Below are 12,575 nucleotides of genomic sequence, written 5' to 3'. Positions count from 1 at the left end.
CGCCCTAATCGGGCGAAAAGTTCGTCAACGGTTCGGGTTCAAGCGATCGTCGCAGCGTTCGATGAGGTTTGGCATCAGGAGCGTCTGCAGCGCCTCCGGCGGCTCGCCCTCCATGCGCCTCAGGATATAGGCACCGAGCAGGCTGCTCGGTTCGCTGATCGGCAGGTAATAGGTGGTGATCGGCGGCGCGAAATACTGGCTGACATTGAGGTCGTCGGTGGCATTGATCACCGCATCACGCCCATGCACTAGCCCGCGCTCGTGAAAGCCGGAGAAGGCGCCGAGCGCCGAGGCTTCATTGGCGCAGATATAGGCGGTCGGCGCATTGCTGAGCTCCGACATCGTCAGCACGTTTTCGCGCCCGAAGGCCGGCGTCAGCCGGCCATGGGCAATGAGGGCCGGATCATAGGGAAGGCCAGCGACTTCAAGGGAACGCCTGTAAGCTTCGAGCCGGGTGATGCCATAGCTCAGGTCCGAGAGCGGGTTGAGCAGCGCGATACGGCGATGGCCGCGCTCGACCAGGCGTGCCATCGCCACCCGGATCATCTGCTCGTTGTCCGCGTCGACGTAGGCGTGCGGCGCATTGTGGATGCTGGTGCCGTAGGTGACGAAAGGAAAGTCCGCCGCCTGCATGGTGCGGATGCGCGGATCGTCGGCGCGGGTGCCAGAGATGATGATGCCGTCGGCCTTCTTCAGCGACACGATCTGCTTGATGACCGCCTGGCTTTCCTCGAAATTGCGGACGGCATAGAGCGAGACGCGATAGGGACTGTCTTCCAGCGCCCAGGAAATGCCGCTCAGGAGCTGGGCGTATTCGACGCCTTCCCATTCGTTCTGTTTCGGGCCCGGCGCCGTCATGATCGCGGCGACCTGGTAGGTCTTGCCGGTGCGCAACTGCACGCCATGCATGTTGAGTTCATAGCCGACGCGTTCAGCCGCCTCGATCACGATCGCGCGCGTCTCCGGGCGAACCTGAGGCGAATGCTTCAGGGCCTTGGACACGGTGGCGATGGAAAGCCCCGTCTCCTGCGCGATGGTCTTGATCGTCGGTCTCTGCATGGCGTCTCGACTTGTCACGGGTTGCTAGATCACGATGATTTGGGTCGGCTGAGCGATGCCGCCAGCTGAAGATAGACTGCGGATGTCCAGGCGAATGCCCGATCGCGAAGGCCCCTCCCCGAGCGCGCATCGAAGTTTTCGGCCATACCGCTTTTGCTGGCAAGTGAACAGAACTTTTCCGCGACTTCATGCGCAAGTTCAATCTGCCCTTGCCGGCGAAGACCGTCCCAGAGAAGCAGCGTGGTCGGCGCCCAGATCGGCCCGCGCCAATATCCGTCGTCCTCGTAGAAGGAACTGAGCGGGCTCTCCGTCGCCGGTCCCCATTCGGTGATGAAACCGCCCGAAACAAGCCGCGCGACGAGCTTTTCGCGCATGTCGGGCGTCAGCCGCGCGCCCAAGAGCAGCGGCATGAACTGGATGAGGTTGTCTCCCGGCAGGATCCGCTCCGGATCGACGGCAAGCCGCGCGCCAAAAGTCTCGCCGGTCCACAGACGTTCGAACAACATGGTCTGCAGCTCATCCGCCTTGCGGCGCCACATCGCCTGACGCTCCGCGTCGTCTTCCAAGAGGGCCGTGAGCGTCTCGCAGGCAAGGATCAGGAAAACAGGTAGATCCGGCGAGATCACAGGGCCGCCCTCAGCAAAGAAGGTGGCGTTGTCCCAGCCGCTGTCGTTGCCGTGGAAATAGGACGGCAGGCTCGCCGCATCCTTGCGGCCATGAGTCAGCCAGTAGTCGACCTGGCGGCCGATGGCATCACGCAGACAACTCTTGCGCTCCGTCGTCAGGAAAGACGGGTCGGCGGCAGCGATCAGCGACACTGCCCAGCCGTGCACCGGCGGCTTGGTAAAGGCGAAGAGCACGTCGCGGTCGTTGATATAGTCCGGCAGCAGGCCGGAGGCGTCCTGATGGTCGAAGATCACTGCCAACTGGTCGAAGGCGAGATCCTGATCGAAGGCCGCAACGCCGAGGGCGGAAAAGGCGTTGTCCCAGCTCCAGATGTTGATCATGTGGTTCTTGGACATGTAGATCGCCGGCCGCGTCAGCGCGCCGCCGACGGGCACGCCGTTTGCCCAGAGCAGATAGCTTGCGAGACGATGCGCCTCGTCCTGACCTTGAACACCCTTCGGAACGCGCGCGTACCATTCGGCAAATTCGGCAACAGCACCCGAAAGAGCCTCGGCGAAACGGCCGGGCCGATCAACAGGCGGTACGGTGCGGAAGAAATCGACATTGCCCTCGAAGGCTCCGTCACCAGAGAAGGCGAAGGACACGTCTTCCGAATGATCGCGCTGCCAGGCGCCGGTGACCTTCAGCTCGCCAGCAATCGCCCGCGGGATGAACTTGACGTTCTCGACCGCGGCCACCAGGCAATCCTCGCCCTTGGGCGTGCGGTAGACATAGTCGTAGCGCGATCCTTCAAGATGGAAGCGCACGCCGGTCTTTTTGCCGGCGACGTGCAGCCTTTCCCCTTCACCGATGACGAAGGTGATCTCGCCTTCGCCGACGCGGGCGTCGAGCCGTTCCGGCGAAAGCACGAATACGGGCGTCACGGTTTCGCCTGCCGCATCGAGAAATTCGACACGGCAGAGGCGGCCGAGCGACGTCCGTTCGTCGCCGCCGGCCACGTGGCGCAGATAAAGCGCGCGCTCACCGTCATGGCCGGGCACCCGCATCATCGAGAGCGTCAGGAACCGGCCCCTGCGGCTGAAGGGCACGAAGTCGATATCGAACAGCATGCCGTTATCCCTTCACCGACGATCCGACCGCGCCATCCATGATGTAGCGCTGGGCGACGAAGAAGAGCGCGAGCGGCGGCAGGCAGAGGATGACGGTGATTGCGGCAATCGACGTCACGTCCACCTCGTGCAGGCCCTTGAACATCGAGAGGCCGAGCGTCAGCGTGTACTTCGACTGGTCGTTGAGGAAGATCAACGGGCCGAGATAGTCGTTCCAGGCGTTCATGAAGTGGAAGGTTCCGACCAGCACCAGCGCCGGCATCATCAGCGGCAGATGGATGCGCCAGTAGATGTCGAAGGCGTTGGCGCCATCCATGCGCGCGGCCTCGTCGATCTCCATCGGTACGGTCATGATGTACTGGCGCAGCAGGAAGACGAAGAATGCGTCGGCAAAGTAGGCGGGCACGATCAAGGGCTTCAGCGTGTTGATCCAGCCGAGCAGGTTGAACTCCATATAGAGCGGGATCATCTTTACGTCCCACGGGATCATCATGGTGGCGAGCAGCAGGATGAACAGCGGATCGCGACCGGGAAAGCGGAAGCGGGCAAAACCATAGGCAACCAGCGACGAGGAAATGAGCTGGCCGATCGTCGACAGCACCACGACGATCAGTGAGTTGGTGAGGTAGGTGCCGAATGGCTGCTTGTTCCAGGCGGCGGCAAAGTTCTCCCAATGCCATTCGGACGGCCAGAAGACCGGCGGGAACTGGTAAAGCTCGGCGGTGCTTTTGATCGCCGTCATGAAGGTCCAGTAGAACGGCGCGATGAACAGCGCCGAGAGCAGGATGAGCGCGGAATAGAGCAGCGTCTTACGCATTGTTCTCTCCATCGTTCTGGCGAACTTCGCCTTCGTAATAGACCCAGGCGGCCGACCAGCGCATGACGCCGAGGCTGAGCATGAGCACGATGATGAACATCACCCAGGAGCCGGCGGCGGCGTAGCCCATGTCGAAATATTTGAAGGCGTTGTCGTAGATGTACATGGCGAAGAAATAGGTGGAGCCGAGCGGTCCGCCCTTGGTCAGGAGAAGCGCGATCGTCAGCTGCTGGAAGGCCGAGATGATCGAGGTGATGAAGGTGAAGAGCAGCATCGGCCCGAGCATCGGCAAGGTGATGAACACCATCTGCGCCCAGCCGGGAACGCCGGAGACGGTCGCCGCCTCGTATAGTTCCTTCGGGATGGCTTTCAGGCCGGTAAGAAGGATCAGCATGGTGCCGCCAAGGCCCCAGAGGCTGGCGATGATGATGGCGACGATCGCAAGGTTCGGATCGCCGAGCCAGTTCGGCCCCTCGATGCCGACGAAGGACAGCATGAAGTTCAGAAGGCCGTATTCCCTGCTGTAAATCCAGCTCCAGATCGTCACCAGCGCGACGCCGGAAATGACGCTCGGCAGATAGAAGGCGGTGCGGAAGAAGCCGCTGGCAAAGGTGATGTGATGCAGCATCAGCGCCAAAAGGAACGACATGACGATATTGAACGGCACGTAGATCGCCGCGAACTTCACCGTGATCCAGAGGCTCTCCCAGAACTGCGGGTCCTCGAACAGCATGGAACGATAGTTTTCGAGCCCGACGAAGCTGCGTTCACCGACGACCGGCCAGTCGTAGAAGCTCATCGTCAGCGAGAAGACGAGCGGGCCGAGCGTAAAGAACAGGAACCCGAGGATCCACGGGGAGATGAACAGATAGGGCGCTGCATAGCGCGCGATGGCGGAGCGCTTGCGCCTTGCCACCTTTGGCTCTGCGCCGGCATAGGTCATATCCATCTCCCCGTACTCCCTTTTCTTACTTCATCAGACGCTTCGAGCGGTTGACCGCATCGTCGAGATGCTGCTTGGCATTGCCCTGGTCGATCATCGTCGCTTCGATGGCGCGGGCGAGATTGTCCTGGACCTTGCCCCAGTTGGCGTTCTTCAGGAACGCGTGGGTCTCGATGTTCGAGGTGGCGAGAATGTCGAAGAAGGGCTTGTAGATCGGGTCCTTGGTCATGCCCTTTTCTTCCGCAACGCTGGTGCGCACCGGCAGGTCGTTGACGCGCATGGCGACGGCTTCCGGCGAGGAGAAGAACTTGACGAATTCCCAGGCGAGATCCGGGTGGGCCGCGTCCTTGGCGATCGAGATCGCCGAGACGCCGAGTGCGGAATGGGCGGTCTTGTCGCCGAACTTCGGCAGCGGCGCGACGCCATACTTGATGCCTGAAGCATCGATGCCGGACTTCGACCACATGGCGCTCTGGAACATGGCGATCTTGCCGCCCTTGAACAGGGTGCTGCCGGTTGTGTCGTCGCCGAGGTTCAGCGTGATCGCTTCCTGCTTCTTGGCCATGTTGCCGAACATGTCGAGCACCTGAGCGGCGGCATCGCTGTTCATGTAGCCGTCGATCTTTTTGCCGTCGTCGGAGATGTATTTGGTACCGTTCGACCAGAGGAACTGCTCGAAGTCATAGGGATCGGGCTTGGCGTCGACGGCAAAGCCATAGACCTTGTTCGGCTCATCGCGGAACTTTGCCGCCTTGGCGCGCAGGTCGTCCCAGGTCCAGCCGTCCTTCGGCTCCTCGACGCCGGCCTTGGCGAACATGTCCTTGTTGTAGAACACCACCTGGGTGGTGAAGCCCGACGGCATCCCGTAAGTCTTGCCTTCGACACGAACAGTGTTCATCAGGCCCTTCGGAAAATCGTCGGGCTTCAGCTCGGCCGCATCCTTGGCGATCAGATCATCGAGCGGCTTCAGCGATGTGTAGTACTGCGGGAAGTTCCACATATACATGACGTCAGGCGGGTTGCCGGCGCCGAAGGCGGCGATCAGCTTCTGATCGTAGCCGTCCGCATAGGGTTCGACCTGGACCTTCACGCCCGGGTGCTTTTCTTCGAACTTCTTGGCGATTTCCTGCTGGATCGCCAGGCTTTCGTCCGTGTCCCAGGTCGCAAAGCGCAAGGTCTCTTCCGCGCGGGCCGTCGCGGTTCCGGCCATGGCCAGAACCATCAGCGAGCCGATGATCGACTTCCTGTTGAGCATGCTTCTCCTCCTCATTCGGGTTACGCGACCCGTTTTGCCTTTTCCTGATTGATGAGCGCCTGCGTCTCGACATCGAGCCGCCGCGCGACCGCCTGGCCGTCGCCATCAAACAGATGGCAATGCTCGGCCGGCAGGCGCAGATACACGCGCTCGCGGGCGGAGACCGGGTGCGTACCACGCACGACAGCGGTCATGTCGCTGCCATTCTGCAGGCTGATATGGACGTGGCTCTCGGTGCCGAGCCGCTCGACCAGACGCACGTCGCCGACGAGATGGCCCTCTTCAGCCGAGACCAGCTCGATTTTGTCCGGGCGAATGCCGAGCGTCACCGACTTCGCCTTGGCGATCGGCGCTGCCGCCGGCATCTCGAGCGTCAGCGGATGGGCGAGACCACCGCCATTGAGCGTCACTGACGTATCGACCTGCCCGGTGACTTCGGTCGTGATGAAGTTCATGCGCGGCGAGCCGATGAAACCGGCGACGAACAGGTTGGCCGGCTGATAGAAGAGCTCCAGCGGCGTACCGAACTGGCTGACCTTGCCCTTGTCGAGCACAACGACACGGTCGGAGAGCGTCATCGCCTCGACCTGGTCATGGGTCACGTAGATCATCGTCACGCCGAGACGCTCGTGCAGTGCTGCAAGTTCAACGCGCATGGTGACGCGCAGGCCGGCATCGAGGTTCGACAGCGGCTCGTCGAGCAGGAAGAGTTTTGGCTCGCGCACGATCGCACGACCGATCGCCACGCGCTGGCGCTGACCGCCCGAGAGCTGGCGCGGCTTGCGGGCAAGCAGTTCCTTGATGCGCAGGATGTCGGCGGCATTGTCGACACGGCGATCGATCTCGTCCCGCTTCATGCCGTTCAGCGCGAGGCCGAAGGACAGGTTCTTGCGCACATTCATGTGCGGGTAGAGCGCATAGTTCTGGAAGACCATGGCGATGTCGCGCTTGGCCGAGGCCACCTCGGTTATGTCGCGATCGCCAAGACGGATCGAGCCGCCGTCCAGATCCTCAAGACCGGCGATCGAGCGCAGCAGCGTGCTCTTACCGCAGCCGGATGGACCGAGGAAGCAGACGAACTCGCCGTCGGCGATATCGAGGTTGATACCCTTCAAGACTTCGAGCGAACCAAAGCCTTTGCGCAAATTTTCGATACGGATCGCTGCCAACGGGCCCTCCCTGCCGGCAAGCGCTTAGCAAAGGCCACCGGCACGAGCTATGCGCTTAGTTAAACGTTTATATGCACGATAAAAACGTTTAACTTTGTTGTAAAGGGGAAATTCGTATCGATCCGATTTTGCTGTTGAAGGCCGTGAGCAATAAAAAAAGGCCGCTCGGGGGACGGCCGTTTTTGATCTTTTATCTCAGGCGCTTAGACGTCCGAGCGTTTCATCGAGCGCGTTGAGGAAATAGTCGCAATCCTCGGCGCTGAAGGGCGCCGGCGGCTTCACCTTCAGTACATTGTGGTGCGGCCCCTCGCTGCTGAGCAGAATGCGGTGCTTGCGCTTCATCTCGGCAATGACGAAATCGAGTTCGCGGGCTGCCGGCTCCAGCGTCTGGCGATCGCGCACCAGTTCGATGCCGTTGAAGAGGCCATGGCCCCTGACATCGCCGATGATCGCATGTTTTCCGGCAAGCGCCCGCGCGCCGTCCATCAGCCGGTCGCCGACGACCCGGCAATGATGCATCAGTCGCTCGTCGCGGATGACGTCGAGCACGGCAAGGCCGATTTCGGCAGAAACCGGATTGCCGCCGAAGGTGTTGAAGTACTCCATGCCGTTGGCAAACGAGGCGGCGATCGCCTCTGTCGTGACGACGGCTGCCATCGGGTGGCCGTTGCCGATCGGCTTGCCCATGGTGACGATGTCGGGTGTAACACCCTGCAGCTCGTGCGCCCACATATGGCTTCCGACGCGGCCGAAGCCCACCTGCACCTCGTCGGCAAGGCAGAGGCCGCCGGCTGCGCGCACATGGGCATAGGCTTCGCGAAGATAACCTTCCGGCAGCGACAGTTGTCCGCCGGTTCCGAGGATCCCCTCGCTGAAGAACAGCGCCGGACGGCGGCCATCGGCGGCAAGCTCTGCGACCTGGCTGCGCACGTCCTCGGCATATTTGCGGCCCGCGTGCTCATCACCGTAGCGATAACGCCCGCGATAGAGATCCGGCATCTCCGCGACCTTCACATGCGCCGCCTGCCCTTCCCCGCCCTTGCCGGCGAACTTGTAGGGGCTGACGTCGATCAGGCTCGACAGATGGCCGTGATAGGCATGATCGACCGTGATGATGTCCCGATTGCCGGTATAGGCACGCGCAAGCCGGATCGCGAGATCGTTCGCCTCGCTGCCGGAATTGACGAAGAAGCAGACGCTCAAGGGATCAGGGAACTGCGCGGCAAGCCGACGGGAATATTCGACCAGCGAATCGTGCAGGTAGCGCGAATTGGTGTTGAGTTTCTGCATCTGCGTCTGCGCCGCCTTGACGACGCGCGGATGGCAATGGCCGACGTGGCAGACATTGTTGACCATGTCGAGCCAGCGCGTGCCCTCCTCGTCGATCAGGTGCGCGCCCTCGCCGCCGACAATTTTCAGGGGTGCTGAGCTGTAGGCGATGCTGAGCGACCGGCCGATGCGGCGGTGACGCTCGCGCACCAGGAATTCCTTGTCGCGCTGCACGATCACCGAAACTGGCACTGAGAGGCCAAGCACCACGCTCGGGTCCGGGCTCACTTCGCGCCACACCTGCCACTGGTCTCGCACGCCGACGCCGTGCATCTGGCCGCCGAGGCCGAGATGATCGGTGACGATCTGAAAATGCAGATGCGGCGCCCAGTTGCCATTTTCCTCAGCCGCGCCGAAGGTGGTGAAGACCTCGCCCTTGGCGATCGCCTGCCCCATAGAGAGGCTTGCGACGCTTTCGCGCGAAAGATGCCCGTAGAGCGTCCAGAACCGTACGCCACCATCGATCTCATGCTCGAGCAGCACGGTCGGGCCGAAACCGTAGGGGACGGCGTCGTCGTGAATGAAGGCGACCTTACCGGCAAAGGGTGCCGAAACCGGCTCTCCTGCCGGCGCGAAGATATCGACACCGAGATGCACCGAGCGACGCGCACCTTGCACGGATGTTTCGTAGGCGTCGCCCTGGTAGATGCTGCGGTCCTCGCCATAAAGCCCGATGCCGAAAGCTGCGCACTCGCTGCCGATCTGCGCGGCTATGCGCGCCTCGGCTTCTGCGGCATCGAGGCTCGCCCATTTCTCCGCCTCCGGTCCGGAGGCGGAGAAATCGAAGACAGCGACCTTCGGCCTGGCGACGCCGGGCCGAACGATCGGTGCAAAATCATGCGCGTTCTTCTCGAGCCAACGGACGACCGCGGCCGCATGTGGAAGCGGCGCCAAACCGCAGGCATCGCGGATGCGGGCAATGGCGATCGCCCGGTTCTCGCTCCGCAGACGCTTCAGTTCGCGCCAGACATCCTCCTGGCTGACGAGCAGGTAGGTATTCTCGGGGTTGTCGCGGATCTGCTTGGCCGCCAGGCACATGCTGACGGCGTAGCGGGTAAGCACCAGATCGAAGACCAGCTCGACTTCGACTTCACTCAAGCGGTTGACCTGATGATAAGCACCGGCAAGTGCAGCGATGGTTCCGACCGGATCGGCCGATCCAATCAGCGCATAGGCCGCGGCGACCGCGATTTCGATAACGCGCCAGGTCTCGACCATGTCGCCGAAGTCGAGCAGACCACTGACCTGGCCTTGGCCGTCGAGCAGCACATTGTAGTCGTTGGCGTCGTTGTGAATGACCTGCATCGGGCAGGCCGCCAGGCGCGGCAGCACCGTTGACGCAAAATGATCTAGGATCGCGGCGACTGCCGCACGCTTGTCGGTGCCGTCGATCAACTCCACGTGCTTGCGATGCATGTCGGCCCGGCCGATATCCCAGGCATAGAGCCGCTTGGCGCCGGCATGGGAAAAGCCTTCGAGGCTGCGGTCGAGGCCTGCCAGCAGGCGGCCGAGGCTTTCGGCACTGGCGGCGTTGCGTATCGGCGCTTTCGCCCAGATATCGCCCGGGAGCCAGGAGAGTAGCCGTGCCGTGCGCGGGCCGCGAAGCTCGATCTTGCTGGTGACGGCGCCGGAGCGATCGCGAAACGCGCGCGAGACCGACAGATCGGATGCCTTGGCGGCAAGATGTTCCAGCACCGCCACCTGCATGTCGAGCTCGTCGGCGTCGCCGGTCGCGTGCAGCTTCAGCAGGAACTCCTGGCCATCGGCGGCCGAGACCCGGTAGTTGAGATCGTGCTCGCCCGGCAGCGGCGAGAGGCTCGCCTCGATGCCGTAGGTGTCGCTGAGCCAGGCGCGGATCGTCGCCAATTCCGGCTCGGTTCTCAAATCTCTCTCTGCCATTTTCTCTGTCCTGTCACCACGAAACCTGCCGCCTGTCAAAGGCGCGAAAACTGCCGCTATCGGCCAAATCTGCCCTGTCGATGATCGCCTTCAGCCCGGCCGCACTGGACGCGACGGAAACGACGGCGTCGCTGCCGCCCATGTCCGTCTGCACCCAGCCGGGATGCAGCGACAGCACCGAAATCCCGTCGCCCTTCAGATCCTGGGCGAGCTTGACCGTCGCCATGTTCAGCGCCGCCTTCGAGCAGCGATAAGCGTAGTCGCCGTCGTCGTCGTCGAGCGTGCCCTCGGCGAGTGAGCCGGCGCGGCTGCTGATATTGGCGACGACGCGCCGCGCGCCGGCACGCAGGTTCGCAAGGAGCGCCCGCGTCACCAGCAGCGGCGCCAGCGCATTCACCCGCATAACGTCGAGAAAGCCGTCCGGCTTCAGCGTATCCAGACCGCCGGTATCGCCGCGCACCGCGGCATTGTTGATCAGCAGGTCGATCGCCACGCCCTGGAGCGCTTGCCCCAGAGCATCGATCGAGGCGGGATCGGCGACATCGAGCGGTAGCCGGTCGACCACGCCTTCGGCCGGAACGGCACCGCGCTGGCAGGCGATGACGCGCCAGCCATCCTCGGCGTAGATCCGCGCCAGTTCTGCCCCGAGCCCGCGGGAAGTGCCTGTAATCAGCACGGTCGGATGTCTAGCGGTGCTTGATGTCATATTTCCGCTCGATCATGTTGACCAGGCTGGCCGCCGCCAGCGTCAGGAAGATGTAGAAGATTGCAGCCGAGTTATAGGGTGCGAACGGCAGGAAGCTCGCCGACTGGAACTCGCGCATGCGTTGGGTGATGTCGCGGATCGACAGGATCGACAGCAGCGACGTGTCCTTGAGGATGGCGATCAGTTCGTTGCCGAGCGGCGGAATGATGATGCGGAAGGCCTGCGGCAGCACGACGAGGCGTGCCGTCTGCCAGCGGTTGAGGCCGATGCTGCGCGCCGCCTCGACCTGACCGACGGGAATGGCATTGATGCCTGAGCGGAAGATTTCGGCGAGATAGGCCGAGTAGGCAAGCGCCATGGCGACGATGCCGCGCATCAGGTTCGGCGGGTCGAGCACGCCTTGGGTCGCATCCTTGAGCGCGCCGCTCAAGGGCAGGCCGACATAGAGCACGATCACCAGCATGGGGATGCCGCGGATCGTATCCACGATGAATTCCGAACCGATCGCCAGCGGGTGGCGCTGATGCAGGTAGCCGCCGAAGGTGAGCAGGCCAAGAATGATGGCAAGCACGGCAACTGTGACACCCGCTGCCCGATCGCGATCGTTCAGTGCTTCGGTCTGCCAGAGCACGGGCATGTCGGCTGGCGCGGAGGCTGCCGGCAGCAATGCCGCCGAAACGCCTTCGCCCTTAGCGATCGAGGCAAGTGCCTCGGTCGGGCCGACAAAGGTGCGCACCGGGGTCTCCGATTGCGGCGCGCCGTCATACTGGCCGAAGCGCACGGCGCTGATCAGGCCCGCAGGCGTGTTGGTGACGATCCCGACCTTGCCCGCGAGCGTGCCGGCGAGCACGTAAGTGTCCCGCGGCTGCAGCAGGAACCAGCCCGCGGCCAGCGCCAGCACCAGCGTAGCAATGGCGAAGTAGAGGCTGGTCCTGACCGTCGATCTGAGTTGCAGCAACCCGACCCAGACAAGGCCCATGAGCGCTGCCAGGATGTAGGCCGCTATCGCCGCACGGATGGTGGTCGCGACGCCTGCGGCAAATGCGATGTGGGCGAAGAAGAAGACGAACACGAGGCCCGCGCCGTTGACCAGACCAATGATCCAGCGGGCAAGGCGCCGCACCCGGTCGTCAGGCGCTGAGCCTGAACGTTTGCTCAGGAAGAAAAGGCCGAGGCCGATCACGGTAACCGCGAAATAAAATGGGAACAACCACGCTTCGACGCCACGCACCATCAGATCGGCCGCCTCGGTCAATTGCCGTGGCGTCACGCCCTTGGCGATCAGTGTCGACTTGAACGGATCGACACCGTTGGCAACGACGGATGCGACGAAGGGATGGATGTTGTGGCCGATGACGAGGACGGCCGCCGCGGCAAGATTGAGCACGGCTGCGACATTGGCCAGTCGCGGACGCGGCGCCTTGGCGCGCGAGAAAACGAGCAAAGCGATCCCTGACGCAAACGCGATCGCCAGCGCCAGAAAGCCCGGCACGAAGGCCGATGAGCCGTTTTCGACGCCGAGGATCGCCCGCAGCGAGCGCTGGTAGTCGCCGGAGGAAATGAAGAGATAGATGATGAAGGGCAGCGCGGTCAGGATGATGAGATTGCTCGGACGCACGCTTCTCAGGAACGACATTCATTCCTCCGGGGGCATAGTAGACA

Annotated in this window: 9 protein-coding genes; all 9 read right to left on the bottom strand. The window is 62.7% G+C overall.

The window, feature by feature from the left end; genetic code table 11:
* Positions 1 to 24: 24 nt before the first annotated feature.
* Positions 25 to 1,059 (bottom strand): LacI family DNA-binding transcriptional regulator, encoded by a 1,035-nt coding sequence (locus AC3WWH_RS27820; RefSeq protein WP_058322611.1) that lies wholly within the window; start codon positions 1,057 to 1,059, stop codon positions 25 to 27.
* 29 nt (positions 1,060 to 1,088) lie between these two features.
* Positions 1,089 to 2,795 carry an amylo-alpha-1,6-glucosidase gene (locus AC3WWH_RS27815; RefSeq protein WP_492377338.1) on the bottom strand — a complete coding sequence of 569 codons (1,707 nt, stop codon included), beginning with the start codon at positions 2,793 to 2,795 and terminating at the stop codon, positions 1,089 to 1,091.
* Positions 2,796 to 2,799: 4 nt separating this feature from the next.
* Positions 2,800 to 3,612, bottom strand: a complete 813-nt coding sequence (locus AC3WWH_RS27810) for a carbohydrate ABC transporter permease (protein ID WP_058322613.1) — start codon at positions 3,610 to 3,612, stop codon at positions 2,800 to 2,802.
* Positions 3,605 to 4,561, bottom strand: a complete 957-nt coding sequence (locus AC3WWH_RS27805) for a carbohydrate ABC transporter permease (protein ID WP_058322614.1) — start codon at positions 4,559 to 4,561, stop codon at positions 3,605 to 3,607. The genes AC3WWH_RS27810 and AC3WWH_RS27805 overlap by 8 nt, the downstream gene beginning before the upstream one ends.
* A 19-nt stretch (positions 4,562 to 4,580) precedes the next feature.
* A complete protein-coding gene (locus AC3WWH_RS27800) occupies positions 4,581 to 5,810 on the bottom strand; it encodes an ABC transporter substrate-binding protein (RefSeq protein WP_113398477.1) in 1,230 nt (409 codons plus the stop codon).
* A 20-nt stretch (positions 5,811 to 5,830) separates the two neighbouring features.
* Entirely contained in the window at positions 5,831 to 6,979 is a 1,149-nt protein-coding gene (locus tag AC3WWH_RS27795; protein ID WP_113398476.1) for a sn-glycerol-3-phosphate ABC transporter ATP-binding protein UgpC, read from the bottom strand.
* A gap of 195 nt (positions 6,980 to 7,174) precedes the next feature.
* Positions 7,175 to 10,207 carry an aminotransferase class III-fold pyridoxal phosphate-dependent enzyme gene (locus tag AC3WWH_RS27790; RefSeq protein WP_058322617.1) on the bottom strand — a complete coding sequence of 1,011 codons (3,033 nt, stop codon included), beginning with the start codon at positions 10,205 to 10,207 and terminating at the stop codon, positions 7,175 to 7,177.
* 13 nt (positions 10,208 to 10,220) lie between these two features.
* Complete coding sequence (locus AC3WWH_RS27785; RefSeq protein ID WP_113398475.1) at positions 10,221 to 10,883, bottom strand: SDR family oxidoreductase; 663 nt, start codon at positions 10,881 to 10,883, stop codon at positions 10,221 to 10,223.
* 10 nt (positions 10,884 to 10,893) lie between these two features.
* Entirely contained in the window at positions 10,894 to 12,549 is a 1,656-nt protein-coding gene (locus AC3WWH_RS27780; RefSeq protein ID WP_113398474.1) for an amino acid ABC transporter permease, read from the bottom strand.
* Positions 12,550 to 12,575 lie beyond the last annotated feature (26 nt).

It is taken from the genome of Ensifer sp. EB106-03-01-XG145 (assembly GCF_058792075.1).
This window is presented reverse-complemented; position numbering and strand designations above follow the sequence as displayed.

Coding starts and splice junctions, on each gene's coding strand:
- AC3WWH_RS27820 (WP_058322611.1), bottom strand. CDS start 1,059: ATGCAGAGACCGACGATCAAGACCATCGCGCAGGAGACGGGGCTTTCC.
- AC3WWH_RS27815 (WP_492377338.1), bottom strand. CDS start 2,795: ATGCTGTTCGATATCGACTTCGTGCCCTTCAGCCGCAGGGGCCGGTTC.
- AC3WWH_RS27810 (WP_058322613.1), bottom strand. CDS start 3,612: ATGCGTAAGACGCTGCTCTATTCCGCGCTCATCCTGCTCTCGGCGCTG.
- AC3WWH_RS27805 (WP_058322614.1), bottom strand. CDS start 4,561: ATGGATATGACCTATGCCGGCGCAGAGCCAAAGGTGGCAAGGCGCAAG.
- AC3WWH_RS27800 (WP_113398477.1), bottom strand. CDS start 5,810: ATGCTCAACAGGAAGTCGATCATCGGCTCGCTGATGGTTCTGGCCATG.
- AC3WWH_RS27790 (WP_058322617.1), bottom strand. CDS start 10,207: ATGGCAGAGAGAGATTTGAGAACCGAGCCGGAATTGGCGACGATCCGC.
- AC3WWH_RS27780 (WP_113398474.1), bottom strand. CDS start 12,549: ATGTCGTTCCTGAGAAGCGTGCGTCCGAGCAATCTCATCATCCTGACC.